The organism is Kribbella voronezhensis (assembly GCF_004365175.1).
Classification (GTDB): Bacteria; Actinomycetota; Actinomycetes; order Propionibacteriales; family Kribbellaceae; genus Kribbella; species Kribbella voronezhensis.
Genome location: NZ_SOCE01000002.1, coordinates 767,266 through 792,421, shown reverse-complemented (window position 1 = coordinate 792,421; position 25,156 = coordinate 767,266). Strand labels below are relative to the sequence as shown.

The window sequence follows — 25,156 nt, the reverse complement described above, 5'->3', positions numbered from 1 at the left end:
CTGCCGCAAGGCCACCGCTCAGAGCGCGGTGCTGTGCGGACTCGCGCCCGGTTTCAGCAGGCCCAGTTGGATGATTCGGGCTCTGTCGGCCACGGTGATCAGGCCGACGACCTGGGTTACCTCATCGATGACGACGGCAACCAGTAGTCCTACGGGGCGGATCGCGAGGATGGTGTCGGCCGGTGCGCCGGCGGGCAGGAGGTTAGGGCCGGCCAACGGCGTCATCGCTCCCACGAACAGCAGCCCGAACAGTACGCCGAGGCCCGACCGGAATCCCCGCGATGCGGCCCGATCGCAAGCTCATCCTCATACCCCGACGATGCGCCCGCACCTGTGCGCTGTCCGGAGGCCACGGACTGTGCCGCCCGGGCTGAAGGTCCCGGTCAACTGGTGACCTCAGGCCCTGCGGGCCGCGGCCGAGGACGCCAAGTCTGGATCTGTCCAGCTCGAACGCACCAGGAGGATCCATGATCTACGCAGCACCGGGCACACCAGGAAGTCTCGTCGACGTTGCCGAACGCTACGACAACTTCATCGGCGGCAAGTGGGTTGCTCCGCACAACGGTGAGTACATGACCGACCTGAGTCCGGTGACCGGCCGGCCGATCTGTGAAGTGGCGCGTTCGTCGGCCGAGGACGTCGACGAAGCGCTCGACGCGGCGCACCGCGCGGCGCTGGAATGGAACCGGTCCAGCCAGACCGAGCGGGCCGCGGTCCTGAACCGGATCGCCGACGCGATCGAGGCCAACCGCGAGATGCTCGCGGTCGCCGAGAGCTGGGAGAACGGCAAGCCGGTCCGGGAGACCCTGAACGCCGACATCCCGCTGGCCGTCGACCACTTCCGGTACTTCGCCGCCGCCGCGCGCAGCCAGGAGGGCCGGCTGACGGTGATCGACGAGCTCACCACGGCGTACCACTTCCGCGAGCCGTTGGGTGTGGTCGGCCAGATCATCCCGTTCAACTTCCCGCTGCTGATGGCGGCCTGGAAGCTCGCGCCGGCCCTTGCCGCCGGCAACTGTTCGGTCATCAAGCCCGCCTCGCCGACACCGTGGTCGATCCTGAAGCTGGCCGAGATCATCCAGGACGTCGTGCCGCCAGGTGTCGTCAACGTCGTCACCGGACCGGGTGGCGAGGTCGGCAAAGCACTCGCGACCAGCCCGAAGGTCGCCAAGATCGGCTTCACCGGCGAGACGACCACCGGCCGCCTGATCATGCAGTACGCCTCGCAGAACCTGATCCCGGTCACCCTCGAACTCGGTGGCAAGTCCCCGAACGTCTTCTTCGACGACGTGATGGCCGAGGACGACTCCTACCTCGATCGCGCGATCGAGGGACTGGTGCTCTACGCCTTCAACAAGGGTGAGGTCTGCACCTGTCCGTCCCGCGCACTGGTCCAGGAGTCGATCTACGACCGGTTCATGGAGCGCTGCCTGGCCCGCATCGCGGCGATCAAGCAGGGCAACCCACTGGACGAGTCGACCATGATCGGCCCGCAGGTCTCCCGGCAGCAGCTCGACAAGATCGCGTCGTACGTCGAGATCGGCCGGGCCGAAGGCGCCGAGGTCCTGATCGGCGGCAGCCCGACCGGGCTGACCGGTGACCTCGCCGGTGGCTACTTCTACACCCCGACCGTGCTGAAGGGTCACAACAAGATGCGCGTCTTCCAGGAGGAGATCTTCGGTCCCGTCCTGGCCGTCACCACCTTCACCGACGAGGCCGACGCGCTCGCGATCGCCAACGACACGCTGTACGGGCTCGGAGCCGGCGTCTGGACCCGGGACGCGAACCGGGCGAGCCGGATGAGCCGGGGCATCAAGGCCGGACGCATCTGGGTGAACTGCTACCACCAGTACCCGGCCGGCGCGTCCTTCGGCGGCTACAAGATCTCCGGCATCGGCCGCGAGAACCACCAGATGATGCTCGATCTCTACAGCCAGACCAAGAGCGTCCTGATCAGTACCGACGAGAATCCCGTCGGGCTGTTCTGAGCGCCGGAACCGGCCCAGCCATGGACAGCTCCCAGCTGCCCCGGGTCACCGCGACCGCCGCCGCTGAACGAGCAGTAGCCGACCTCGTCGCCCGACGAGGACCGCTGATGTTCGTCCAGTCCGGCGGCTGCTGTGACGGCAGCGCACCGATGTGCTTCGAACTCGGCGAGTTCCTGACCGGCGACCAGGACAACCTGGTCGGCGAGGTCGGCGGTTGCCCGGTCTACGTCGATCAGCGCCAGCTCGACGCCTGGCCGCACACCGATCTCGTCCTCGACGTCGAACCCGGCTACGCCGACGGCCTGTCGCTGGCGGCAGGTCCCGGCCTCCACTTCGTCACCCGGTACACGGCACCGGGCAGTACAGACCAAGAAGGGCAGACATCGTGAACAGCACTGGCTCCTCCCCCACCGCCACGGCATGGTCCGTGGTGGTGGGGGTTCCTGCCGAGCAACCCGGCGAGCACCGGGTGTCGTTGATGCCGGAATCGGTCCGGAAGCTGGTGACCGCGGGAGCCGAAGTACTGGTCGAGAGCGGCGCGGGCGCACTCGCGTACGCGACCGACGCCGAGTACACCGCCGCCGGCGCCCGGGTCGTCAGCAGGCGGGAGGTGCTGGCCGACAGCATCCTCGTCACCTGTGTTCACCCACTCCAGGCAGCTGAGCTCCACGACGGCCAGATCCTCGTCGGTCTGCTCGGGAGGCGCTCGGACACCGAAGCGATGAGTTCGTACGCCGAACGTGGCGTCACCGTCGTGAGCCTGGACGAACTGCCTCGCAAGCTCAGCAGGGCTCAGGCCATGGACGCGCTCACCTCGCAGGCCAACCTGGCCGGCTACAAGGCCGTGCTGGTTGCCGCCACGGCCTACCCGTCGGCATTCCCGCTCCTGATGACGGCCGCCGGAACGTTGCGTCCGGCAATGGTGCTGGTGCTTGGTGCCGGCGTCGCGGGTCTGCAGGCGATCGCGACTGCCGCCCGGCTGGGCGCGGTCGTGCACGGCTACGACGTACGGCCGGAGGCTCGCGGCGAGATCGAGTCGCTGGGAGCGAGGTTCCTGGACCTCGGCATCACTTCGAGCGGGAGCGGCGGCTATGCCCGGGAACTCGCTACGGACGAGACAAGTCGCCAGCAGACCGGACTGGCCCAGGCGATCGGCAAGTACGACGTCGTGATCACCACCGCCCAGGTGCCGGGCCGGACGCCACCCCTCCTCGTCACCGAGGAAGCGCTGGCGCAACTGCGGCCCGGATCGGTGGTCGTCGACCTCGCTTCCAGTGGCTTCGGCGGCAATGTCGCCGGTTCGGTACCGGGCCAGACGATCGCCACGGCGTACGGCGTCACTGTCGTCGGCGCCGGCGAACTCGCGGGCACGATCCCCGCGGCCGCCTCGCTCGTCTACTCGCGCAATCTCGTCAGCGTCGTCGAGCACCTGCTCGCCGACGGCCGGCCGGCGATCGATCTCGACGATCCGATCCAGGCGGCCGTCGTCCTGACCTATGACCACCGCACCGTCACCCCGGAGGACCACGATGAGTTACAGCCTGTTCGCTGACCTGGCCGTGTTCGTACTGGCCGTCCTGGTCGGGATCGAGGTGATCAGCAAGGTGCCGGTCACCTTGCACACGCCGTTGATGTCGGCCGGTAACGCCATCCACGGCATCGTCATCGTCGGCACCGTGTCGATCGCCGCCGAGGCCGCGGCCACCGGCAGCTACCTGCTGACCTTCGTCGCCGCTGCCTTCGCGGCCGCGAACGTGGCCGGCGGTTACGTCGTCACCGATCGGATGCTCGCCATGTTCCGGCCCCGCAAACCCGTCGAGACCGGCACCGGCCGGACCGAAGGAGCTCCTCATGACTGACTTCGAGACCGGCCGGCACCTGATCTACCTGGCCGCGGCGGCGATGTTCATCATCGGCCTGCACCTGATGAATTCTCCGCGCACCGCCAGGCGGGGCAATCTCGTCTCCGGCGCCGGCATGCTGCTAGCGCTGGCGACCAGCCTGGTCGGCCTGGTCCATGACGGCACCGCACGCACCTGGGGCCTGGTCGCCCTGGTCGGCGGCGCCGTCGTGGGCGGAGCTGCCGGGTTCACGGCTGCCCGCCGTTTCAAGATGACCGACATGCCACAGCTGGTGAGTCTGTTCAACGCGGTCGGCGGTGGCGCGGCAGCACTGGTGGCCGTTGTCGACGCCGGGCAGCGGCCGGCCGGTCTCGGCTCGATCAGCGCCGGCACCGGCTTCGTGCTGGTCGCCGACATCGCCATCGGCGCCCTCACCTTCGCGGGCTCGCTGATTGCCGCCGGCAAGCTTCAGGGCATCGTGCCGGGCCGTCCGGTGGTCTTCCGGGGTGCGCGCAGCGTCAACCTTCTGCTCGCCGTCGCCGTCCTGGCCACGGCACTGCTCGCCGTGACCCGGACCGGGCCCGGCTGGGCACTGGCCGGCGCCGGCCTGGCCGCGATCGTTCTCGGTGTCACCTTCGTCCTGCCGATCGGCGGCGCCGACATGCCTGTCGTGGTGTCGCTGCTCAACGCCTGCACCGGTATGGCCGTCGCGATGGCGGGCTTCCTGCTCAGCAACACGGTCCTGATCACCGCGGGCGCACTCGTCGGAGCCTCCGGAACGATCCTGACCGTCCTGATGGCCAAGGCCATGAACCGCTCGCTCGGCAACATCGTCGCCGGCGGCTTCGGCACCGGCGACAACGCCGTCACCACCAGCGTCGCGGGCGCCGACGACAAGGCCGTTCAGTCCGTCTCCGCCGACGACGTGGCGATGCAACTCGCCTACGCCACCTCCGTCATCGTCGTGCCGGGCTACGGCCTCGCCGCGGCCCGCGCGCAGAGCGAACTCGTCGACCTCGCCAACACGCTCAGCTCGCGCGGCGTCACCGTCTCCTACGCGATCCACCCGGTCGCCGGCCGGATGCCCGGCCACATGAACGTCCTGCTCGCCGAGGCCCATGTGCCGTACGACCAGATGCTCGACCTGGAAACCGCCAACCGCGCCTTCGGCCACACCGACGTGGCGCTGATCGTCGGTGCCAACGACGTCGTCAACCCGGCCGCCCGTACGCCGGGCTCAGCCGTCTACGGCATGCCCATCCTCGACGCGGACAAGGCCGGCGCCGTCATCGTCATCAAACGCTCGATGGGCCACGGGTACGCCGACATCGACAACCCGCTGTTCACCGACACGAAGACGCGGATGCTCTTCAACGACGCCAAGGCCGCCCTCAACGACATCGCCCAAGCCACCAAGACCCTGATCAGCTGACCTCGACCACGCGGACGGTCTCGCGGGCGATCTGCCATTCCTCGTTGGTGGGGACGACGAGGACGGCGACCGGGCTGTCGTCGGTGGAGATCCGGCGGGCGTCGGTGGAGGAAGCGGTGTTGCGGTCGGGGTCGATCGTGATGCCGAGACGGTCGAGATCGGCGAGGGAAGCTGCGCGGACGGCCGCGTCGTGTTCGCCTACGCCGGCGGTGAAGACGATCGCGTCGACGGTGCCGAGCGCGGCGTAGTACGCGCCGATGTACTTCTTGATCCGGTAGCAGTAGACGTCGAACGCCAGCTGAGCGCGTTCGTCGCCGGCCGCGCGGCGGCGGGACAGCTCGCGGAAGTCGTTGTCGCCGGCCAGCCCCTTCAGGCCGGAGCCGAAGTTCAGCAGGTGGTCGATCTTGTCGAGTGACCAGCCGAGTTCGCGCGCCAGGTGCGCATGGATCGCCGGGTCGAGGTCGCCGGATCGCGTCCCCATCACGAGGCCCTCGAGCGGAGTCATGCCCATCGAGGTGTCCACCGAGACACCGCCGCGGACGGCGGTCGCCGAGCAGCCGTTGCCGAGATGGAGTACGACGAGGTTCACGTCGCTCGCGGGCCGGCCCAGCATCCGCGCGGCCTCCGCGGAGACGAAGGCATGCGAGGTGCCGTGGAATCCGTAGCGGCGCACCCCGTGTTCGGTCGCCCACTCCTGCGGTACCGCGTACGTGTGTGCCGCCGGCGGCAAGGTCTGGTGGAAGGCCGTGTCGAACACGGCGACCTGCGGGAGGTCAGGGAACAGCCGCAGTGCCACCCGCATCCCGTCGAGGTTGGCCGGGTTGTGCAACGGAGCCAGCGAGATCAGTTCGGAGACCCTCGTGAGCAGCTCGTCGTCGATCAGGGCCGGCTCGGCGAAGTACGTTCCACCGTGCACGACACGGTGGCCCACGGCAACCATGCCGACCTGGTCCAGTGCGGGTCCATAGGTGCCGAAGGCATCGATCGCCGCCCGCAGCGCCTCCTCGTGCGAGGACGCGGTCAGCACCGTACTCGTCTCGCCCTGCGGGCCGCGATGCGTGTGCCGGCCCTCGCTCTCGCCGATCCGCTCCACCAGGCCGCTCGCCGCGGCCTCACCGGACTCGGCGTCGACCAGGCTGTACTTCAGCGAGGACGACCCCGCGTTGATCACCAGGACGTAGGCGCTCATCGGTTCCTTCCAGCGGTCTGCTGTGCCTGGATGGCCGTGATCGCGACGGTGTTGACGATGTCGCGCACGGTCGCACCACGGGACAGGTCGTTCACCGGCTTCTTGAGCCCTTGCAGGACAGGTCCGACAGCTACCGCGTTCGCGGATCGCTGCACAGCCTTGTACGTGTTGTTGCCGGTATTGAGGTCGGGAAACACGAAGACGGTGGCACGCCCGGCCACCGACGACTCCGGCAGCTTCGTCTTCGCCACGGCACTGTCGATCGCGGCGTCGTACTGGATGGGTCCTTCCACCAGCAGCTCCGGAGCGCGCTGTCTGATGATGCTGGTTGCCTTGGACACCTTTTCGACATCGGTCCCGGACCCCGACGTACCGGTGGAGTACGACAGCATCGCGACGCGGGGCTCGATACCGAAGGCCGCCGCGGTCGCCGCCGAGGAGATCGCGATGTCCGCGAGCTGCTCCGCGCTCGGATCCGGGTTGACCGCGCAGTCGCCGTACACGAGGACCTGGTTCTCCAGGCACATGAAGAAGACCGAGGAGACGACGGAGACCTCGGGCAGCGTCTTCACGATCTCGAGCGCCGGCCGGATCGTGTGCGCGGTGGTGTGCACCGAGCCCGAGACCATGCCGTCGGCCAGACCGAGTTGCACCATCATCGTGCCGAAGTACGAGACGTCCTTGACCAGTTCGCGCGCTTGGTCGAGCTCTACGCCGCGGTGTCTGCGCAGCCGGTGGTACTCCGCTGCGAAGCGCTCCCCCAGCTCCTCGTCGCCAGGACTGAGGATCCGCGCCGCCGAGATGTCCACCCCGAGACCGGCCGCCTTCGCGCTGATCAGCACCGGATCGCCGAGCAGCGTCAGTTGCGCCACCCCTCGCCGGAGCAACACGTCGGCCGCCCGGAGGATTCGCTCCTCCTCGCCCTCCGGCAGCACGATGTGCTTGCGGTCGGCAACGGCCTCGTCGATCAACTGGTGCTCGAACATCAGCGGCGTCACCGCGCTGCTCCGCGCCACCGCGAGACGATCCAGCAGCGCCGCGCCGTCGACGTACTGGTCGAACAGCGCGAGGGCCGTATCGACCTTGCGCGGCGAGTTCTTGGTCAGCCGCCCCCGGACGGCGGTCAGTGCCGTGGAGGTCGCATGCGTCCCCAGCTCGGTCTCGATGATGGGCATCGTGCTGCCGACGCCCTCGATCAGCCGCAGGATCTGCGGCGGCAACGCGAACCCGCCGTTGAGGAAGATCGCCGAGATCTGCGGGAAGTTCTGCGAGGCGTTGGCCATCAGCACCCCGACGACCACCTCGGGACGATCCGCGGCGGTGATCACGGCGGCGCCGTCGAAGAGCCTGTCGAGCACGTTCGGCATCGTCATCCCGGCGACCACCAGGCCGCTGGCCTCACGGGACAGCAAGCGCGGATCACCACTGAGCAACCGTCCGTCGACCGCGCTCATCAGATCCGCCACCGCGGGCGCACTGAGCAGCGGCTCCTCCGGGATCGCGTACGCCGGGACGTCGGCATCCGCCAAGGCCGCCACGGTCGGCCCGAGCAGCTCCGCGTCCACCCTGTTGGCTATCACCGCGAACAGCGACCCGTGGTTCGCCGTCAGTTCGGCGGCTGCCATGTCGGTCAACGTGCGGAGGTCCTCGGGTCCCCGACCGGAACCGTTCAGGACGAGCAGCACCGGCGCGCCCAGATTGGCGGCGATCCTCGCGTTGTAGGAGAACTCGGTCGGCGTACCGACGTCGGTGTAGTCGCTGCCGACGATGACCACGGGATCACCCCGGTCGGCCACAGCGCGGTACCGCTGGACGATCCGATCCAGCGCGGCGTCGGGGTCTCGGTGCACCTCGTCATAGGTGACGCCGATGCACTCGTCGTACGGCAACGAGACGGCGTCGTGAGAGGTGAGCAGGTCGAGAACGTAGTCGCGCCCGCCGTACAGAGCGGTGTCCGGGCGCACGATCGGCCGGAACACAGCCACCCGCTCGACCCGCTTCGACATCTGCTGCAGCACTCCCAGTGCCACTGTCGACTTACCTGTGTAGCCCTCCACCGATGCGACGTAAACGCTGCTTCCCATACCCCGAACCCTAGTCAAAGCCGGTCAGAGCCGTTCGGGGAACATCTCGATGACCCCGCTCGGACATTCGGCGGCACACAGGCCGCAGCCCTTGCAGAAGTCCAGGTCGATCTCGTACTTGCCGCCGCCGAGCTTGATGATCGCGTTGTCCGGGCAGACGCTGAAGCAGTTGTCGCACTCCAGGCAGTTGCCGCACGACATGCAGCGCCGGGCCTCGAAAACCGCGGTCGACGCGTCCAGCCCGCCGACCACCTCGTCGAAGGTGCTGATCCGCCGGGCCACGTCCAGCCGCGGCCGCACTGTCGCGGGCGCGTCCGAGTAGTACCAGGTGTTCAACCGCTCGTAGGTCGCCAGGTCGTGGCGGGGCGGCCGCTGGTCCGTCGTACCGCGGAGCCAGGCGTCGATGTTGCGGGCCGCCTTCTTCCCGTGGCCGATGGCGACCGTGGCCGTGCGCTCGGAAGGAACCATGTCGCCGCCGGCGAACAGACCCGGGTGGCCGGTCATCAGGTGCGCGCCGACCTGTACGACGTGGTCGGTGATCGTCACGTCGTCCATGCCCTCGACCAGCGCGAGGTCGGACAGTTGTCCGAGCGCGAGCACGACCGAGTCGGCTTCCAGTTCCTCGAACTCGCCCGTCGGAACGGGGAACCCGGTCTCGTCGAGCTTCATCTTCTCGATCGTGATCCGGCCCGCGTCGGCGTACGTGATCGTGGACAGCCAGCGCATCCGGACCCCCTCTTCGAGCGCCTCGGTGACCTCGATCTCGTGCGCGGGCATCCGGTCCCGGGTTCGCCGGTAGACGACGACGGCATCGGTGGCGCCGAGCCGGCGCGCGGTCCGGGCCATGTCCATCGCGGTGTTCCCGCCGCCGTAGATCGCGACCCGGCGGCCGAGCAGCGGCTGGTCGCCCTGCTCCACCTCGGCCAGGACGGACACGGCGTCGAGGATGCGGGCGGAGTCGCCCGCGGGGATGTCCGCGCGCCGGCCGACGTGCGCGCCGACCGCCAGGAACACCGCGTCGAAGGCGTCCAGCTCGGCCTGCAGGTCCGTCACTGTGGTGTTCAGCTCGAACCGTACGCCGAGGTCGGCGATCCGCTGGATCTCGGCGTCGACGACGTCGCGTGGGAGCCGGTAGGCCGGGATGCCGTACCGCATCATCCCACCGGCTTCGGGGCAACTGTCCCGAACGGTGACCTCGTGGCCGAGCAGTCTCAGGTGGTACGCCGCAGAAAGCCCGGAAGGCCCGGCCCCCACGACGAGGACGTGCTTACCGCTGGCCGGCGCGTCCACCGAGACGGTCCAGCCCTGCTTGATCGCCTCGTCGCCGAGGAAGCGCTCGACCGAGTTGATGCCGACCGGCTCGTCCAGGATGGCCCGGTTGCAGGCCGTCTCGCACGGGCGGTAGCAGATCCGGCCCATCACCGCCGGGAACGGGTTGTCCGCCATGATCTGGCGCCAGGCCGCCTCGTACCCGGACTCCTCCGCGTGGTGCAGCCACTGCTGGATGTTCTCCCCCGCCGGGCAGGCGTCGTTGCACGGCGGCAGCCGATCGACGTACGCCGGCGCCTCGGTCCGCCACGAGCCGGTCTTGTTCGCCAGGCTGGAGCCGGGATCGAGGGTGATCGCGAACGGCAGCGGGCCGTGTTTGCTTGCCTCAGACATCTAACTCACCACTCCGTGAACGGGTACTTCCGGGTCGGTCAGTCCGAAGACACGGACGTTGCGGTCCGCCTCGGCCTGGATCTTGGCGATGACGTCCTCGCGCGGCGTCGCGCCGAACAGGTGCGCGAAGCGGCCCTGCGGTTGCAGGTAGTCCCCGACCGGGCGGCGCTTGCGGATCTTGGAGACCGCGACCACCTCGCCGTCCTCCGCCTCGAAGACGGGGAAGATCCCGGTCTCGGTGGCCAGCCGGGCGATCTTGACGGTCTCGTTGGACGCGGTCCGCCAGCCGAGCGGGCAGGGCACCAGGACGTGCAGGTACCGCGCGCCACGGAACTCCATCGCCCGGGTCGCCTTGTACTCCAGGTCCCGAAGGTCCGCCACCGTCGCCGTCGCGACGTACGGGATGCGGTGCGCCATCGCGATCGCGGGCAGGTTCTTGCCCTTCCCGAAGTCGTTGCCCGGCTGGGGCCCGACAGCCGGGGTGGTCGTCGTCGCGGCGCCGTGCGGAGTCGCGCCGGACCGCTGGACCCCGGTGTTCATGTAGCCCCCGTTGTCGTAGCAGATGTACAGCACGTCGTCGTTGCGCTCGAACATGCCCGACAGACAGGCCAGGCCGATGTCGACCGTCCCCCCGTCGCCACCCTGACCGACCACCCGTACGTCGGTGCGTCCCTTCGCCTTGAGCGCGGCGGCGACGCCGGTGGCCACCGCGGGTGCGTTGCCGAAGAGCGAGTGCAGCCAGGGAACCTGCCAGGCGGTCTCGGGGTACGGCGTGGAGAACACCTCCAGGCAGCCGGTCGCGTTGACCGCGACCATCTGGTTGCCGGTGGCACGCATCACCGCGTCCAGGGCGTAACGGGCGCCCAGCGCCTCACCGCAGCCCTGGCAGGCGCGATGCCCGGAGTTGAGTGAGTTCGTCCGGTGGGTGTCCGACTGGACGGTCTGCAGCTCACCGTCCAGCAGCCGGTTACCGGCAGCGTAGCTCCCGATCTGGTAGAACCGCACGCGTTCCATGACTGTCCTCTCAACCGACTCGGGTGCCGAGATCGCGCAGCAGGTTCTCCGCCGCCGGCCCGGACCGTCGCGTTGTCCTGGTCCGCCGCAGTTCGCGCTCGACCAGGTCGCGATCGAGGTCGAGGAACGTCAGCGGCTCGAGCTTGTCGGCGACCGCCTCGTGGAACAGGCGGGTCAGCGATGCCTTGGTGATCGCGCGACCGCCGAGACCGGCGATCACGGTGTAGCCGTGCAAGGAGATGCCCGACAGCGCCATCCGGACATTGGCGGCGACGATGCCGCCGATTCCGACCGCGAGGGCACGCTCCAGTACGACGACCCGCTGCGCGCCAGCGAGCGCCGTACGGACGGCATCCAGCGGGAACGGACGGAACGAGGTCAGACCGAGTACGCCGATGCTCATCCCCTCGTCGCGCAACTCGTCGACGGTGTCCTTGATCGTGCCGAGCACCGACCCGAGCGCGACGACGACGGTCTCGGCGTCGTCACAGCGGTACGGCCGGACCAGACCACCCGAGTCGCGCCCGAAGGCCGCCGCGAAATCGGCGGCCACCGCCGGGATCAGGTCGAGCGCCTGCATCTGCTTGTCGTGCGCCAGGTAGCGGACCTCGGTGAAAGCGTCGGGGCCGACCATCGCGCCGATCGAGATCGGGTCCTCGGGATCGAGAACCTGCCGCGGCTCGTACGGCGGCAGGAACGCGTCGACCTGCTCCTGGGCCGGTACGTCGACCCGCTCCACCGCGTGGGTCAGGACGAACCCGTCCATGCAGACCATCACCGGCAAGGACAGCTCCTCGGCGATCCGGAACGCCTGGATGTGCAGATCCAGCGCCTCCTGGTTCGTCTCGGCGTACAGCTGGATCCAGCCCGAGTCGCGCTGCGACATCGAGTCGCTGTGGTCGTTCCAGATGTTGATCGGAGCCCCGATCGCGCGGTTCGCCACCGTCATCACGATCGGCAGCCCGAGACCGGAAGCGTTGAAGAGCGGCTCGGCCATGTAGAGCAACCCCTGGCTGGCGGTCGCCGTGTAGGCCCGGGCGCCGGCGGCGGAGGCACCGATGGCCACCGACATCGCCGCGAACTCGGACTCGACGTTGACGAACTCGCACGGCGCCAGCTCACCCGACTTCACCAGCGTGCTGAGCGCCTCGACGATGTGCGTCTGGGGCGAGATCGGATAGGCGCAGATCACCTCGGGGCGGCTGAGCGCCACCGCCTCCGCCACACCGCGGGAACCCTCAATCTGCTTCAGCACGGGCCGACTCCTTGATCTGTGCGCGGACGTAGTCGTAGGCCTCGTCGGCCGCGGCGATGTTGCCGGCGGCAACAACTGCCGAGAAGCGTTCGCGGATGGCCTGGTGCACCGACTCGATCTCGACCTGCCGGGTGAGCGCCGCGAAGGCGCCGAGCAGTACTGCGCCCGGCAACGGCCGGCCCAGATGCTTCAGGGCCAGCTCGGTCGCCGGGACGGTCATCACCTGGTTCCGGCCGAAGCGCTCGACGTACTGCGCCAGGCCGAGCTCGGGCAATGTGCGCGAAGTGTTGACCAGCAGATAGCCACCGGCGTCGAGTCCGTCGAACACGTCCACCTGGTGCAGCAAGGTGGCGTCCTGGATCAGCACCGCGTCGGGGCGCGCCACCGGCTCGTGGCTGCGGATCGGCTGGTCGTCGATCCGGCAGAAGCCGACCACCGGCGCGCCGGTGCGTTCCGACCCGAAGGTGGGGAACGCCTGTGCCTGCCGTCCTTCGGCAAAAGCCGCGACGGACAGCAGTTCGGCGGTGGTCACCACGCCCTGACCACCGCGACCGTGCACTCGAATCTGGAACATACCCTGATCCTCGCCGCCCCGGCTGCCGGTCGGGAGGGACATAGGTCCCGGGCTCAGAGGGCCGATGGCAGATGTTTCGCAGGGTCGCGCCGCGGTCTCATGGAGACCGGAGGCGATGCGCGATGGACACGGCGAACCGAGTCGGGAACGACCATGGATGGACCGGCGGGGATCTGGCCCGGCGGGTCCGCCGGCGCCGGATCGCGCTCGGCCTGAGCCGCGACGAGGTCGCCGAGCGTGCGCGGATGGATCCGGTCTACGTCGACCGGATCGAGAGCGCGCCGGTCGCGCTGACCGGCGGCGACCTGATGCGGCTGGCCGGCGCCCTCGACACGACGATCTCGGAGTTGCTCGGAGCACAGCCGCAGCGGCCGTCCGGGCACGGCCGCGCCGCGCTGCATCCGGTCATCGACACGATGGGCGAGGACGAGTGCCGCCGGCTGATCGAGCCCGGTGGCGTCGGCCGGGTGGCGTTCGAGCTGGCCGGCCGGCTGAACGTCGTACCGGTGAACTTCGGCATGCACGACGGTGCCGTGGTCTTCCGGACCAGTGCGACCACCGCGTTGGGCCGCTACGGGGCCAGGGCCGTCAGCTTCGAGATCGACCGGATCGACGAAGGCATGCACGAAGGATGGAGCGTCGTGATCGCCGGTATCGCCCGGCACGCCGGGCCCCGGGAGACCGACCAGCTCCGCAAGGCGCTGGACGTCGACCCGTGGGCAGGTGGTGACCGCGAGGTCTACATCGTGATCGAACCGGAGCAGATCAGTGGACGCCGCATCCGTGCCTGGTGAAGCGGCCCGCTCACTTCGGTGGCTGGCGCTTGGTCCGCTCGACCGCGTAGACGGCCGCCTCGGTCCGCCGTTCCATCTCGAGCTTGCGGAGCAGACCCGACACGTAGTTCTTCACCGTCTTCTCGGCCAGGAACATCTCCTGGGCGATCTGCCGGTTGGTCTTGCCCTCGGCGATCAGGTCGAGGATCTTGCGCTCCTGCTCGGTGAGCGACTTGTACCGCGGGTCCTCGTCCTCCTCGGCCGGGTGCCGCAGCCGCTCCAGCACCGCTGTCGTCATTGCCGGGTCGAGCAGGGACTCCCCCGCCGCCAGCCTGCGGACGGCGCCGATCAGGTCGGTCCCGCTCACCTGCTTCAGCAGATAGCCGGCCGCACCGGCCATGATCGCCGTGAACAGCGCCTCGTCGTCGGAGTACGACGTCAGCATCAGACAGGACGGCGGATCGTCCATCGCCGACCGGAGCTCCCGGCACACGGTGATGCCGTCGCCGTCCGGCAGCCGCACGTCCAGCACCGCGACGTCGGGCCGCAGCGCGGGAACCCGGGCGATCGCCTGGGCTGCCGTGCCGGCCTCGCCGACCACCTCGATGTCGTCCTCGGCCTCCAGCAACTGCCGCAGGCCGAGCCGGACCACCTCGTGGTCGTCGAGCAGGAACACTTTGATCGCCATGTCGTGACACTCCCGCTGTCGCCGTCAGTCCTCGTGACCACAACAGTAGACCGCCCGAACCTTCGAAAGGGGTCACGATGAGTGCCCCGCCGCGCCGCTTCGACCACACCGGCCTGCAGATCCTCGACGACGACGAGTGCCTGAAGCTGCTCTCGTCGGTCCCGGTGGGTCGCCTGGTCTTCACCCTGGGCGGCCTGCCCGCCGTCCGGCTGGTGAACTTCTACGTCGACGAACGGACGGTGATCTTCGCGACCGCGGACGGTGACAAGTACCGCGCGGCGCAGCGCGGGGACGTGGTCGCGTTCGAGGTCGACACCGTGGATCCCGACCGGCACCTGGGGTGGACCGTGACAGCGACCGGCCACCTGTCCGTCGTCGATCCGGAGGAGGTGGCGGTGCTCGAGCGCACCAGGCCGATCCGCGCCTGGGCCCCGAACCGGGACCGGCATCTCATCCGGCTGGCCATCGAGGTCCTCGAAGGCCGCCGCCTGGTCGCCTGGGCCCAGCGCCCGCACCCGGCGGAGGACGAGCGCCGATAGGCACAACTCGCCGGTTGCTGCCCGGAGCCCGTCGAAGCCGCTTGTTCAGGTGGCTGTTCGGGTGTGGAAGGCCTCGACGGCGGTGGGAAGGGTGAAGAAGACGTTGTCGCGGCCGAGGCGGTCCAGGAAGCCGGCGGCCTCGAGGTCGTTGCGCAGGTCTTGTTTGACGCGGGCGAGGGCCAGCACGATGCCGCGCTGGGCGAGGTCTTCGCGCAGAGCGTCCAGGGCATCGATGGCGGTGATGTCGATCTCGATGTTCGCCTCGGCGTTCAGCAACAACCAGCGGACCGGCCCCGGCGCGGCGTCGACGGCGGCCAGGGCCCGGCGGTGGAAGTTCTCTGCGTTGGCGAAGAACAGCGGCGAGTCGTAGCGGTACACGACCAGACCGGGAACCGGCCGCGCCGTCGGGTAGTCGTCGATGTCGTGCATGCCGGGGACACCAGGAGCGATCCCGAGGATCCCGTCGTGCGGCCGCGCCACCCGCCGGAACAGGTCCAGGACGGACAGCCCGACCGCCACCAGTACGCCGTTCAGGACGTCCAGCGCGACGACGCCGAGGCAAGTCGCCAGCGCCAGTACGAACTCGCTGCGCCGGAAGGCCGCGATCCGCCGGAACTCGCCGAGATCGACCAGCCGCAGCGCGGCGTACACGACCAGTGCGCCCAGCGCACCCGTGGGGAAAGTGGACAACAGGGGGCCGGCGAACAGCAGGGTGGCAACGACTGTCGCCAGTGCCACGAGTGAGTAGAGCTGGCTCTTCGCGCCGGCCGCGGCGGCTACCGCCGTACGGCTGCCACTACTGCTGACCGGGAAGCCGTGCAGGCCTCCGGCGGTCAGGTTTGCCACGCCCAGGGCCAGCAGCTCTTGGTCGGCGTTGACCCTTTCGTGCCGCTCGCCGGCAAAGGCCCGCCCGGTCAGGACTGTGTCTGTATAACCGACCAGTGCGACTCCGACCGCGGGCAGGATCAGCAGGCGCAGGTCGTGGAGGCTGATCGAAGGCAGCGCCGGAAGCGGCAGTCCTGACGGAACATCACCGATCAGAGCGACGCCGCGATCACCTAGACCGGCCACTGCGGCCACAGCAGCGGCAAGGGCCATCACGAGCAGCGGTGCGGGCAACCGAGGCAGCCAATGAGTAGCTGCGAGAAGCAGTGCGAGAACAGCAAGCGACAGAACGAGTGTGGCCGGGTGCCAGGCCCGGACCTGCCGAGCGGCCGAGATCAGCTCTTCGACGGGCGACTTGCCTTCGACGCTGCTGCCGGTCATCCGGCCGAGCTGGCCGGCGATCATGATCACCGCGATCCCGGCCAGGTAGCCGATCAGCACGGGCTTCGACAACAGATCCGCCAGGAAACCGAGGCGGAGCAGCCAGCCGACCACACAGACGACGCCGACCAGCAGGGCCAGCGCGGCGGCCAACGCGACGTACCGCGCGGGGTCGCCGGTGGCCAGGACGCCGAGCGTCGCAGCGGTCATCAATGCCGTGGTCGACTCGGGACCGACGGACAGCAAGCGCGACGTACCGAGGACCGAATAGACGGCCAGCGGACCGAGCACCGCCCACAGACCCGTCACCGGCGGTAGTCCCGCCAGCTGTGCGTAGGCCATCGCTTGCGGGACCAGGTAGGCGGCCACCGTCACACCGGCGACCAGGTCTGCGCGCAGTCCACCCCGTAGGCCGGTGAGCCCGGTCGCCACCTTCACCGGATCAGTATGTCGGTACGACGACGTCGCCACCCGTCTCGACGATCCGCGAGCGTTGCGCGCGCTCCTTCGCGGTCACGTGATGCGGCACGATCGCGACCGGGCAAGCCATCGCGGCGACGGCCCGCCGGGCGACCGGATCTCCGACCGGAAGCAGCCCGGCGCGAGCTCCCAGGACGACCAGTCCGGCCTGTGCGCCTTCACGGACCAGTGCTTCGACCACCGGCTTGGCCGTCAGGAACCGCGTCACCTTGACCTCGGGGTACTCGTCGGCCCAGCCGGCCAGCGTCTCCGACACGGTCAGGTCGCCGCGGCGTACCCAGGAGCTCTCGACGTCGCCGTCGGCGTCGTCGTGCCGCGGCGCGTGCTGCGCGTGTACCACGGTGAGGTCGCCCTCACGATCGGCAGCCGTCCGGAAGGCGAACTCGACCGCCTCGAGGGACAGCGGCGTACCGTCGATGCCGACGGCAACTTTCCGGTCGGCCAGCGACGGGCGCCAGTTCAGCGGTACGACGATGACCGGGCAGCCGGTCCGCGCGGTCAGGTAGATGTTGCCCTGCGCGGCCACCAGGCGCTGCGGCCCGCGGGTCCGGGTCCGGCCGACGATCAGCAGCCGGGCATGCCGGGCCGCCTGGGGCAGCACCTTCAGCCGGGCACCTTCTTCGGAGACCGCGGTGACTTGCAGTGTGTAGCCGTAGTGGTGGCGAATGTGCGCGACCGCCGCGCGGAGCGCGGCGTCGGCCAACTCGCCCGGCGGCTGCGGCTGGTAGCCGGGCATCATCGGGTTGTACGAGCTGCGCGCCTGGTAGTGCGCCACCAGCACCAACTCGGCGCCGGAGCGTACTGCCTCCAGGCAGGCGTAGTCGACGACATGGAATCCTTCGGCGCTGCCGTCGACCTCGACGACCACCGGTCCGGTCCGTGCCCAGGTAGCCATTTCGTCCTCCTCATCGGTTGTTCCCAGCGTCTCGCCCGCAGGCACCTGCCGGCAGTGCCGCCGGGCACCGATGAACGGGACCGAAGACGGCTCCCGAGGGGACCTTCGGCCCCGCGGCGGCGCCGGTTCCGGGGGCCGGGTCCGTCGGTCACCGCGAGTGGTGGGGTGGTTCCCTTTCCGACCGCCGTTCCGTACGGTGGCGCCATGGGTGGGAAAGAGAACGGGCACCGCACCGGCTGGGACGAAGGCGCGCTCGAGTTCGCCGGTCTGTCGAGGGTCCGGCTGGACGCGCTGCTGCAGGAACTGCTCGGTCGCGTCGACGAGATCATGGACACCCAGGAACGGCTCCGTGCCCTGCTCGACGCGGTGGTCGGTATCGGCGCCGACCTCGACCTGAACAGCACCCTCGACCGGATCGTGACCGCCGCCTGCGAGCTGGTCGGTGCCCGGTACGGCGCCCTGGGCGTGGTCGGCCCCGACGGTAAGCGTCTCGTCCGGTTCATCACCCACGGCGTGACCGACGAGGAGATCGCCGCGATCGGCCCGTACCCCGAAGGCCACGGCATCCTCGGTCTCCTGATCGACCACCCGACCCCGCTGCGGCTGACCGACCTGGCCGAGCATCCGCGCTCGTTCGGTTTCCCGGCCAACCATCCGCCGATGCGCAGCTTCCTCGGGGTACCGATCCGCACCCGCGACCACGCGTTCGGCAACCTCTATCTGACCGAGAAGGCCGAGGGCGCCGACTTCACCGAGGAGGACGAGCGGACGGTCACCGCCCTGGCGGCGGCGGCCGGCGTCGTGATCGACAACGCCCGCCTGTACGCCGATACCGAGCGCCGCCGCCGCTGGCACGAGGTCACGGCCGAGATCACCCAGTTGATGCTCGGCGACTTCGACGCCCAGCAGATCCTGCAGCTGATCGCCGCCCGGGCCCGTGAGGTGTCGGGCTCGGTGCTCGGCGCCGTGCTGCTGCAGGAAGGCGGCCACCTGGTGATCCGGGCCATCGACGGACCGGCGGCCTTCGACGACTACCTCGGCCGCTCGATGCCGGCCGACCGGCCGATCCTGAGCGACGTCCTCGGCGGGGACGAGCAGGTCGTGGTCGAGGACCTGTCCACGCTCTTCAAGGAGACCGGTGAACTGGCGGACTTCCCCGAACTGGGTGAGCTCGGCCGGACCATCCTGGCCCCGCTGCCGGCCGGCGAAGGCAGTACGGGCGGAATCCTGCTGGTCGCCGCCGAGCGCGGGGCCGTTCTCGCCGTGACGGTGGGAACGGACCTGGTCCGGATGTTCGCCAACCAGGCGACACTGGCCCTCGATCGGGCCGAGGCCCAGCAGACACGCTCGGTCCTGGCGGTGCTCGAGGACCGCGACCGGATCGCCAGGGATCTGCACGACCTCGTCATCCAGCGGCTGTTCGCCACCGGCCTGCAACTGCAGGGCATGCACCGGATGGTCCGCCCGGAGGTCCAGGAACGCATCACCCGGTCGGTCGAGGACATCGATGCCACCATCCGCGACCTGCGCGGCGCGATCTTCGAACTGCAGAGCGGTCCCGGCAGACCGTCGCTACGCTCCGACATCCAGACCCTGGTCGACGAGTACACCGGCCCGCTGGGCTTCCGCCCCGACCTGATCGTCACCGGCCCGATCGACAGCGCCGTTCCCGCGTCGGTGCGGCCGCAGATCGTCGCCGCCGTTCGTGAGTCGCTGTCCAACGTGGTCCGGCACGCCCGGGCCGGCAGCGTCAAGGTCGAGATCATCGTCACCGGCGCCGACGTCACCGCCCGGATCACCGACGACGGGATCGGTATCACTTCGACCGACCGGCGCAGCGGCTTGCGCAACCTCGAGGACAGGGCCACCGCATTGGGTGGTGCCGTACGGCTGGAGTCCAACCAGCCGCACGGCACCGTGCTGGAACTACGCGCGCCCCTCAACGCCGGCCCCAGCTGATCTGGCGTTCTCGTCGCCGACGTGAACGACGGCGACCGGACAGGTCGCGTGCTGCAGAACACCGCGGGCAACCGATCCGAGCAGAACGGTGGCCAGCCTGTGGTGCTGCCGTCCACCGACGACGAGCAACTGCGCGTCGACGACCTCAGCGACGGCGATGACACCGTCGACAGGGTGTCCGCGCCTGACCTCGACCTCGATGGGCAGGTCGGGGTACTTGTGGCGCCACTGCTGGGCGACCTCCTCGTAGTGACGCTCGGCGGTGCGCGACCATTCGTCGCTCACACCGGCGAGGTTCATCGCGTCCCAGCTGTAGATGGAGGGCAGATCCCAGACGTTCACCATCCGCAGCGAGGTGTGCCGTTCGATGGCGGCCGTGGCCGCGAACTCGATGGCTGCCGCCGTCTGACCGGAGTCGTCCACACCGACCACGACGGGCCCGGTGTGGTTCTTCGGCTTCCAGCCCTCCGGGACCACGACCACCGGTACGTCGGCCAGGTTGGCCACCGCCTCGGAGGTCGAGCCGACGAGCAGTCGCTTGACGGTGCTCATCCCCCGGCGGCCGACCACGAGCATCTCGCTGTCCGCGGCCAGCCTCGCCAGTGTCGTCGCCGGCGGACCGACCACGAGGTCGGTTTCGTGGTCGAGGACCGGGTCCTGGCTCTTCATCTTCTGCAACACGTCGTCGATCAGGTCGAGTGCGGCCTCGTCGATGACCTTGGGTTCCCAGTACGGCGCGTGCCGCAGCTTCTCCTCGATCACGTGAACGGCCCGGAGCGGGGCCCTGCGGATCAGAGATTCCTGCAGGGCCCACTCCAGCGCACCCGTGTCTCGCCAAGAGCCGTCGACACCGACGTGGATCACAGGTTGCGTGGACATCCGACTCACCGCAGCCAGGGGTAGCGCTCGACGATCGGGAGCCGCGCCCACTGCTTGCCGAAGCCCCACACGTTGCCAGCGGCAACCAGCGCGAGAGCGATCAGCGTGATGGCGCCGACGATGTGGTCGTCGAGGACCGGGTTGTTCTCCGGGGGCAGGACGGCGCTCCACATCATCACGTAGAGGATGGTTCCGGACACGGCGGCGATGCGCATGCCGATGCCAAGAGTGAGGGCCAGGCCGATACCGGCCAGGGCGATCATGAACAGCGGGCTGACCCAGAAGTCTCCGACCAGCGAGTGGTAGAAGCTCTCGAACGGGCCTTTGGCGCCTTTGCCGAGGAATCCCGCGGTCGGGTCGCCGCCGTCGATCCAGCCCTTGCCGGACTTGGTGGCGTAGCCGAACCCGAAAACCTTGTCCACGAAGGCCCACAAGAACGTGAGGCCGTAGACGATCCGGAGGACTGCGAGTGCCCGCCCGGCAGCAACCCGGGTGGTGCTGGGCGTTACAGGCTCCGTGACAGCTGCGGGGACTGGCCGCCGGTGCGGTGTGGTGGTCATGGTCTTTCCTTTCGGGGTTGTTTGACAGTTCGATCCTGGCGGTCGCGGCTCTCGCGGCGGCAGAGCACGTGGTCATGGCAGAACGTGCCGAAGGGCCTGACTGGTCGGGACCCATGCCTGCTGCGCACGGACGGGTTCCGAGCCGAGGCTGAAGGTGCGGCAGCGGTTGCCGCCTGAGCAGGTTGTGGAGGCCCGTCATGTCCGAAGACCAGCTGTCGATGGAACAGATCGACGTACTGCTCAGTGCTGCGGTCGCGGCACCGAGCATGCACAACACCCAGCCGTGGCGGTTCGAGGTCGACGGCAACGTGATCGACGTCTTCCTGGACGGCTCTCGCGCGCTGCCTGCCGAGGACCCGACCGGACGGGCGATGCGCATCGCCGCCGGCGCCGCGACCTACAACCTGCGCTGCGCTGCCGCGTCGATGGGCTACAACAGCTGGTTCGGCCTGGTGCCGGATCCGGCTGAACCCGACCTGGTCGCCCGCATCGTCGTCGAGCCGACGGACACCCCCGACCGCAACCTGCAGAACCTCTTCACCCAGATTCCCCGCCGGCACACCAGCAGGGAGCCGGTCCGGCCGGTGCCGCTGTCCACCGACACGCGGCTTGCGCTGACCTGGGCCGCGATGGACGAGGGCGCCGACCTCACCTGGCTGCCGCCCGACAAGGTCCACGAGGTACTCGACCTGCTGATCGACACCGACCTGCGCGAGATCGGCGACTGGCACCGCCGCGACGAGCGCTCCCACTGGATCGGCGGTGAGCGCGTCGGTGAAGGCGTCCCCAGTTCGGTGCTGGGTCCGCGGGCAGCCGCCTACCCGGCCCCGGTCCGCGACATGGCCACCTTGCCTGCTGATCGGCTCCGGCCGACCGCGGCCTTCGAAACCGAGCCCGCGCTGGCGATCCTGTCGACGGCCGGCGACTCCAGGACGGATCAACTCACCGCCGGCCTCGCGCTCCAGCGAACGTTGCTGGTCGCCACCCGGGAAGGCCTGAAGGCCGCCTTCCTCAACCAGCCGCTCGAGTTCGACGACCTGCGCCGCACGGTCCAGCGCATCACCGGCAAACCCGGCTACGCCCACATGGTCATCCGCCTCGGCCACAGCACCGTGCACGGCGCTACGCCCCGGCGACCCGTTTCCACCTTCGTCCACACCGGAGCCGAGGAGTCGTGATGAACGACGTCAGGGAGCTGCAGACCGAGATCGCTCGCTGGGAAGACGATCTCGCCGCGCTGGAGGACGAGTGCACGGCCGAGGGCTGGACCGAGCCGGAGAAGCTGCTCTACACCCTGCAGCGGACGGTCGGCACCTACCGGCGGCGCGTCCTGCCGCGGATCGTCGCCGACGGTGCGCTGATGTTGCCTGCTCTGCCGGACGACGACGCCCCGGCCGCACTGGCCGCCTACAACGCGATCATCACCGACGAACTCGTCCAACTGGTCGACCGGATGGAGGAACTGCGGCTCGAGCTGATCAGATTCGGCCAGACCGCCCAACTCCAGCTCCAGGCGGTCGAGATCCTGGCCGCCGTCCGCGCCCTGGGCACCGTCGTGCTGCGGTTCGGGCAGGAGGTCGAGATCCCCAGCCTCACTGCGCGGCTCACCCCCGATCAGTCCGACCAGCTCACGGCCGCTGTACACGCCTACGAGAGAGACCTGCGATGACCGCCGGCGTACTGACATTCCTGGGCGCTGCCGGAACCGTCACCGGCAGCAAGTTCCTCTACGAAGAGGAAGGGCAGCGCTATCTGACCGACTGCGGAGTCTTCCAGGGCGAGGCCGTCTGGCGCCGGCGCAACTGGGACGAGTTCCCGGTCGACCCGGCGAGCCTGCGGGCCGTCGTACTGACACATGCCCACCTCGACCACTGCGGCTACCTGCCTGCCCTTGTGCGGCAGGGATTCAGGGGCCCGGTGATCTGCTCCGAGTCCACCGCGGACGTCGCCGCGATCGTACTGCGCGATGCCGCCCACCTGCAGGAGGAGGACGCCGAGCAGGCCAGAGCTGGAAACTACTCGCGTCACGATCCCCCGCTGCCGTTGTTCGACACGGCCGACGCCGAGCGGGCGATAGCGCTCTTCCAACCGGTCGGTGACAGCAAGACAGAACTGCCGGGCGGTACCGCGGTCACACTGCATCGCGCGGGCCACATCCTTGGTTCGACCTTCGCCGTCCTCGAGCGTCACGGCCATCGCCTGCTGGTCAGTGGAGACCTCGGCCGGCAGTCGCACCCGCTGCTCCGGCCGCCGGCCACTCCCCCGGCGGCCGACGCCGTCGTCATCGAGTCGACCTACGGCAACCGCAAGCACACGCCGATGGATCGCGAGCGGCTGGGCAGGCTCATCACGATGACCGCCCACCGAGGCGGTACGACGCTGATCCCGGCCTTCGCGGTCGACCGTACGGCGATCGTGCTGCACACGCTGGCCGGCCTGGCCCATGACGGCCTGATCCCCTATCTGCCCGTCTACGTCGACAGCCCGATGGCCCTGAACGCCCTGAACGCCTACCGGACCGCGATCGAGGAGAAGGCACCCGAGCTGCGGGACGACCTGACCGGTCCGGGCGACCCGTTCGACCCTGGTGACCTCCGGCTGGTCCACAGCGCGGACGAGTCACAGCGGCTGAACAACCCAGGCCGTCCCTGCATCATCGTGTCCGCCTCCGGCATGGCGACCGGCGGCCGGGTTCTGCACCACTTGCGCTACCAGCTGCCTGACCGGCGCAACACCGTGCTGCTGACGGGCTTCCAGGTCCCCGGCACACGGGGACGCAGCCTGCTCGAAGGCGCTACCTCCGTGAAGATCCACGGCCGGTACGTACCGGTCCGCGCCCAGGTCGCCGACTTCCCCGAATTCTCCGCCCATGCGGACTCCGACGAACTGATCGGCTGGCTGGCCGCGAGTCCGGAGCCACCACAGACCGTCTATGTCGTCCACGGCGAGCCGGACGCCCGGCAGGCCCTGGTCGATCGCATCAGCACCGAGCTCGGCTGGCTCGCAGTCGCGCCACAGCACCTGGAGAGGGTCAGATTATGGTGATCCAGCACGACAACCCGCTGCTCAGTCACGACGAGGTCGGCATCCTGCTCAGCGCGGCCGCCACCGCGCCGTCGATGCACAACACGCAGCCGTGGCGCTTCGAGGTGACCGGTTCGGTGGTCGACGTCCTGCTCGACGAGGACCGCACGCTGCCGGCCGAGGATCCGTCCGGGCGGATGACCAGGATCGGCCTCGGTGCGGCTGCCTTCAATTTGCGGGTGAGCGCCGCGATGCTCGGCTACGACACCACCCTGGCGATCGACCCGGATCCGGACCGCCCCGACATCGCGGTCCGCATCTTCCTCGGTGCCCGGCATCCGTCCCGCAACTCGCCACTCGGCGCCCTCTACAGCCAGCTGCGCCGTCGCCGCACCTATCGTGGCCCGCTGGCGACCACCGACGTCCCCTCGACGGTGCTCGACCAGATCACTTCCGCGGCACGGTGCGAGGGTGGCGAACTCCGCTGGCTCGACGCCGCCGCCCGGTACAAGTTGGGTCAGACTCTGCAGGCCGCCGATGTACTCGAACTGCACGACGAGGACCGACTGACCGAACGGGGCCGTTGGGTCGGCGGCGATCGCGCCCATGAGGGCGTCCCGTCAGCCGCACTCGGGCCACTGCCCACCAAGCCCGCCGCGGTCCGTGACCTGTCCGCCGGGTACGCCGATCCCGCCCGCGACTCGGCAGCTTTCGAGACCGATCCGCTGATCGCGGTCCTCACCACTGCCGTCGACGACCAGGTCGGCTGGACGCGGGCCGGCATGGCGCTGCAGCATTCGTTGCTCATAGCAACGTCTTACGACGTGGTGGTCTCGTTCCTCAACCAGGCCATCGAGTATTCGGCGCTGCGACCTCAGGTCCAGGACCTGGTCGGCCACGGCGCGTGGCCGCAACTCGTCCTCCGGGCCGGCTATCCCGCCGAGTCCGCCGCCGAGACGCCGAGGCGTTCCTGGCACGACACGCTGGACGTCTGGCAGTAGACGACATCCGACCAGAACGGCCCGGTCCAGCCAAGGACCGGGCCGTTCTGTAC

At 69.3% G+C, this 25,156-nt stretch carries 24 protein-coding genes; 12 read left to right on the top strand and 12 right to left on the bottom strand.

Annotation, left to right across the window (positions count from 1 at the left end; all coding sequences use genetic code 11):
- Positions 1–18: 18 nt before the first annotated feature.
- The gene (locus EV138_RS30995) at positions 19–225 is read right to left on the bottom strand and encodes a hypothetical protein (protein ID WP_133983349.1); all 207 of its coding nucleotides are present in this window, start codon (positions 223–225) and stop codon (positions 19–21) included.
- Between the two features lie 242 nt (positions 226–467).
- Between EV138_RS30995 and EV138_RS30990 the strand changes: the two genes are divergently transcribed.
- From EV138_RS30990 to EV138_RS30970, 5 genes are read left to right on the top strand one after another with little or no spacing between them, the layout of a single operon-like run.
- On the top strand, positions 468–1,988 hold the full coding sequence (locus EV138_RS30990) for an aldehyde dehydrogenase family protein (protein WP_133983347.1): 1,521 nt from the start codon (positions 468–470) through the stop codon (positions 1,986–1,988).
- 20 nt (positions 1,989–2,008) lie between these two features.
- Positions 2,009–2,377: a DUF779 domain-containing protein gene (locus EV138_RS30985; RefSeq protein ID WP_133983345.1), complete on the top strand. Its 369-nt coding sequence runs from the start codon at positions 2,009–2,011 to the stop codon at positions 2,375–2,377.
- Positions 2,374–3,540, top strand: a complete 1,167-nt coding sequence (locus EV138_RS30980) for an NAD(P) transhydrogenase subunit alpha (protein ID WP_202867013.1) — start codon at positions 2,374–2,376, stop codon at positions 3,538–3,540. Before EV138_RS30985 ends, EV138_RS30980 begins: the two co-directional genes overlap by 4 nt.
- A complete protein-coding gene (locus EV138_RS30975) occupies positions 3,518–3,847 on the top strand; it encodes an NAD(P) transhydrogenase subunit alpha part 2 (RefSeq protein WP_133983343.1) in 330 nt (109 codons plus the stop codon). The genes EV138_RS30980 and EV138_RS30975 overlap by 23 nt, the downstream gene beginning before the upstream one ends.
- Entirely contained in the window at positions 3,840–5,261 is a 1,422-nt protein-coding gene (locus tag EV138_RS30970) for an NAD(P)(+) transhydrogenase (Re/Si-specific) subunit beta (RefSeq protein ID WP_133983341.1), read from the top strand. Before EV138_RS30975 ends, EV138_RS30970 begins: the two co-directional genes overlap by 8 nt.
- On the opposite strand, the gene EV138_RS30965 is transcribed toward EV138_RS30970, so the two are convergent.
- Genes EV138_RS30965 through EV138_RS30940 form a run of 6 tightly spaced genes read right to left on the bottom strand, consistent with a single transcriptional unit; the run spans position 5,254 to position 13,039 of the window.
- Positions 5,254–6,450: an acetate/propionate family kinase gene (locus tag EV138_RS30965; protein ID WP_133983339.1), complete on the bottom strand. Its 1,197-nt coding sequence runs from the start codon at positions 6,448–6,450 to the stop codon at positions 5,254–5,256. The two genes, EV138_RS30970 and EV138_RS30965, sit on opposite strands and share 8 nt — an antisense overlap.
- Positions 6,447–8,534, bottom strand: coding sequence for a phosphate acetyltransferase (pta, locus tag EV138_RS30960; RefSeq protein WP_133983337.1), 2,088 nt, complete (start codon positions 8,532–8,534; stop codon positions 6,447–6,449). The genes EV138_RS30965 and pta overlap by 4 nt, the downstream gene beginning before the upstream one ends.
- 24 nt (positions 8,535–8,558) lie before the next feature.
- On the bottom strand, positions 8,559–10,196 hold the full coding sequence (locus EV138_RS30955) for an NAD(P)-binding protein (protein ID WP_133983335.1): 1,638 nt from the start codon (positions 10,194–10,196) through the stop codon (positions 8,559–8,561).
- On the bottom strand, positions 10,197–11,210 hold the full coding sequence (locus EV138_RS30950; protein ID WP_133983333.1) for a thiamine pyrophosphate-dependent enzyme: 1,014 nt from the start codon (positions 11,208–11,210) through the stop codon (positions 10,197–10,199).
- Between the two features lie 10 nt (positions 11,211–11,220).
- The gene (locus tag EV138_RS30945) at positions 11,221–12,465 is read right to left on the bottom strand and encodes a transketolase C-terminal domain-containing protein (RefSeq protein WP_133983331.1); all 1,245 of its coding nucleotides are present in this window, start codon (positions 12,463–12,465) and stop codon (positions 11,221–11,223) included.
- Complete coding sequence (locus tag EV138_RS30940) at positions 12,449–13,039, bottom strand: 2-oxoacid:acceptor oxidoreductase family protein (RefSeq protein ID WP_133983329.1); 591 nt, start codon at positions 13,037–13,039, stop codon at positions 12,449–12,451. Before EV138_RS30940 ends, EV138_RS30945 begins: the two co-directional genes overlap by 17 nt.
- Before the next feature lie 122 nt (positions 13,040–13,161).
- On the opposite strand from EV138_RS30940, the gene EV138_RS30935 reads away from it, so the two are divergent.
- Positions 13,162–13,833, top strand: a complete 672-nt coding sequence (locus EV138_RS30935) for a helix-turn-helix domain-containing protein (RefSeq protein WP_133983327.1) — start codon at positions 13,162–13,164, stop codon at positions 13,831–13,833.
- Between the two features lie 10 nt (positions 13,834–13,843).
- Here EV138_RS30935 and EV138_RS30930 read toward each other — a convergent pair whose 3' ends face one another.
- On the bottom strand, positions 13,844–14,500 hold the full coding sequence (locus tag EV138_RS30930) for a response regulator (protein ID WP_133983325.1): 657 nt from the start codon (positions 14,498–14,500) through the stop codon (positions 13,844–13,846).
- A 77-nt stretch (positions 14,501–14,577) separates the two neighbouring features.
- On the opposite strand from EV138_RS30930, the gene EV138_RS30925 reads away from it, so the two are divergent.
- Entirely contained in the window at positions 14,578–15,039 is a 462-nt protein-coding gene (locus tag EV138_RS30925; RefSeq protein ID WP_133983323.1) for a pyridoxamine 5'-phosphate oxidase family protein, read from the top strand.
- A 45-nt stretch (positions 15,040–15,084) separates the two neighbouring features.
- Here EV138_RS30925 and EV138_RS30920 read toward each other — a convergent pair whose 3' ends face one another.
- Both EV138_RS30920 and EV138_RS30915 read right to left on the bottom strand, forming a co-directional pair.
- Positions 15,085–16,743 carry a SulP family inorganic anion transporter gene (locus tag EV138_RS30920; protein ID WP_202867012.1) on the bottom strand — a complete coding sequence of 553 codons (1,659 nt, stop codon included), beginning with the start codon at positions 16,741–16,743 and terminating at the stop codon, positions 15,085–15,087.
- Positions 16,744–16,747: 4 nt separating this feature from the next.
- Complete coding sequence (locus EV138_RS30915) at positions 16,748–17,680, bottom strand: universal stress protein (RefSeq protein WP_133983321.1); 933 nt, start codon at positions 17,678–17,680, stop codon at positions 16,748–16,750.
- 204 nt (positions 17,681–17,884) lie between these two features.
- Here EV138_RS30915 and EV138_RS30910 point away from each other — a divergent pair, with 204 nt between their 5' ends.
- On the top strand, positions 17,885–19,639 hold the full coding sequence (locus EV138_RS30910) for a GAF domain-containing sensor histidine kinase (protein ID WP_133983319.1): 1,755 nt from the start codon (positions 17,885–17,887) through the stop codon (positions 19,637–19,639).
- Here the strand turns inward: EV138_RS30910 and EV138_RS30905 are convergent.
- Together EV138_RS30905 and EV138_RS30900 are read right to left on the bottom strand one after the other, a co-directional pair.
- A complete protein-coding gene (locus tag EV138_RS30905) occupies positions 19,607–20,518 on the bottom strand; it encodes a universal stress protein (protein ID WP_133983317.1) in 912 nt (303 codons plus the stop codon). The two genes, EV138_RS30910 and EV138_RS30905, sit on opposite strands and share 33 nt — an antisense overlap.
- A gap of 5 nt (positions 20,519–20,523) precedes the next feature.
- Positions 20,524–21,078, bottom strand: coding sequence for a hypothetical protein (locus EV138_RS30900; protein WP_133983315.1), 555 nt, complete (start codon positions 21,076–21,078; stop codon positions 20,524–20,526).
- A gap of 197 nt (positions 21,079–21,275) precedes the next feature.
- Between EV138_RS30900 and EV138_RS30895 the strand changes: the two genes are divergently transcribed.
- From EV138_RS30895 to EV138_RS30880, 4 genes are read left to right on the top strand one after another with little or no spacing between them, the layout of a single operon-like run.
- A complete protein-coding gene (locus tag EV138_RS30895) occupies positions 21,276–22,256 on the top strand; it encodes an Acg family FMN-binding oxidoreductase (RefSeq protein WP_133983313.1) in 981 nt (326 codons plus the stop codon).
- Positions 22,256–22,747, top strand: a complete 492-nt coding sequence (locus tag EV138_RS30890; RefSeq protein WP_133983311.1) for a hypothetical protein — start codon at positions 22,256–22,258, stop codon at positions 22,745–22,747. The genes EV138_RS30895 and EV138_RS30890 overlap by 1 nt, the downstream gene beginning before the upstream one ends.
- Entirely contained in the window at positions 22,744–24,123 is a 1,380-nt protein-coding gene (locus tag EV138_RS30885) for an MBL fold metallo-hydrolase RNA specificity domain-containing protein (protein WP_133983309.1), read from the top strand. The genes EV138_RS30890 and EV138_RS30885 overlap by 4 nt, the downstream gene beginning before the upstream one ends.
- On the top strand, positions 24,117–25,103 hold the full coding sequence (locus tag EV138_RS30880; protein WP_133983307.1) for an Acg family FMN-binding oxidoreductase: 987 nt from the start codon (positions 24,117–24,119) through the stop codon (positions 25,101–25,103). Before EV138_RS30885 ends, EV138_RS30880 begins: the two co-directional genes overlap by 7 nt.
- The last annotated feature ends 53 nt before the right edge of the window (positions 25,104–25,156 follow it).

Excerpts from the sequence above, each read along its gene's own strand:
- EV138_RS30995 (WP_133983349.1), bottom strand. The coding sequence starts at position 225 with ATGACGCCGTTGGCCGGCCCTAACCTCCTGCCCGCCGGCGCACCGGCC.
- EV138_RS30990 (WP_133983347.1), top strand. The coding sequence starts at position 468 with ATGATCTACGCAGCACCGGGCACACCAGGAAGTCTCGTCGACGTTGCC.
- EV138_RS30985 (WP_133983345.1), top strand. The coding sequence starts at position 2,009 with ATGGACAGCTCCCAGCTGCCCCGGGTCACCGCGACCGCCGCCGCTGAA.
- EV138_RS30975 (WP_133983343.1), top strand. The coding sequence starts at position 3,518 with ATGAGTTACAGCCTGTTCGCTGACCTGGCCGTGTTCGTACTGGCCGTC.
- EV138_RS30970 (WP_133983341.1), top strand. The coding sequence starts at position 3,840 with ATGACTGACTTCGAGACCGGCCGGCACCTGATCTACCTGGCCGCGGCG.
- EV138_RS30965 (WP_133983339.1), bottom strand. The coding sequence starts at position 6,450 with ATGAGCGCCTACGTCCTGGTGATCAACGCGGGGTCGTCCTCGCTGAAG.
- pta (WP_133983337.1), bottom strand. The coding sequence starts at position 8,534 with ATGGGAAGCAGCGTTTACGTCGCATCGGTGGAGGGCTACACAGGTAAG.
- EV138_RS30955 (WP_133983335.1), bottom strand. The coding sequence starts at position 10,196 with ATGTCTGAGGCAAGCAAACACGGCCCGCTGCCGTTCGCGATCACCCTC.
- EV138_RS30950 (WP_133983333.1), bottom strand. The coding sequence starts at position 11,210 with ATGGAACGCGTGCGGTTCTACCAGATCGGGAGCTACGCTGCCGGTAAC.
- EV138_RS30940 (WP_133983329.1), bottom strand. The coding sequence starts at position 13,039 with ATGTTCCAGATTCGAGTGCACGGTCGCGGTGGTCAGGGCGTGGTGACC.
- EV138_RS30935 (WP_133983327.1), top strand. The coding sequence starts at position 13,162 with ATGGACACGGCGAACCGAGTCGGGAACGACCATGGATGGACCGGCGGG.
- EV138_RS30930 (WP_133983325.1), bottom strand. The coding sequence starts at position 14,500 with ATGGCGATCAAAGTGTTCCTGCTCGACGACCACGAGGTGGTCCGGCTC.
- EV138_RS30925 (WP_133983323.1), top strand. The coding sequence starts at position 14,578 with ATGAGTGCCCCGCCGCGCCGCTTCGACCACACCGGCCTGCAGATCCTC.
- EV138_RS30915 (WP_133983321.1), bottom strand. The coding sequence starts at position 17,680 with ATGGCTACCTGGGCACGGACCGGACCGGTGGTCGTCGAGGTCGACGGC.
- EV138_RS30910 (WP_133983319.1), top strand. The coding sequence starts at position 17,885 with ATGGGTGGGAAAGAGAACGGGCACCGCACCGGCTGGGACGAAGGCGCG.
- EV138_RS30905 (WP_133983317.1), bottom strand. The coding sequence starts at position 20,518 with ATGTCCACGCAACCTGTGATCCACGTCGGTGTCGACGGCTCTTGGCGA.
- EV138_RS30900 (WP_133983315.1), bottom strand. The coding sequence starts at position 21,078 with ATGACCACCACACCGCACCGGCGGCCAGTCCCCGCAGCTGTCACGGAG.
- EV138_RS30895 (WP_133983313.1), top strand. The coding sequence starts at position 21,276 with ATGTCCGAAGACCAGCTGTCGATGGAACAGATCGACGTACTGCTCAGT.
- EV138_RS30890 (WP_133983311.1), top strand. The coding sequence starts at position 22,256 with ATGAACGACGTCAGGGAGCTGCAGACCGAGATCGCTCGCTGGGAAGAC.
- EV138_RS30885 (WP_133983309.1), top strand. The coding sequence starts at position 22,744 with ATGACCGCCGGCGTACTGACATTCCTGGGCGCTGCCGGAACCGTCACC.
- EV138_RS30880 (WP_133983307.1), top strand. The coding sequence starts at position 24,117 with ATGGTGATCCAGCACGACAACCCGCTGCTCAGTCACGACGAGGTCGGC.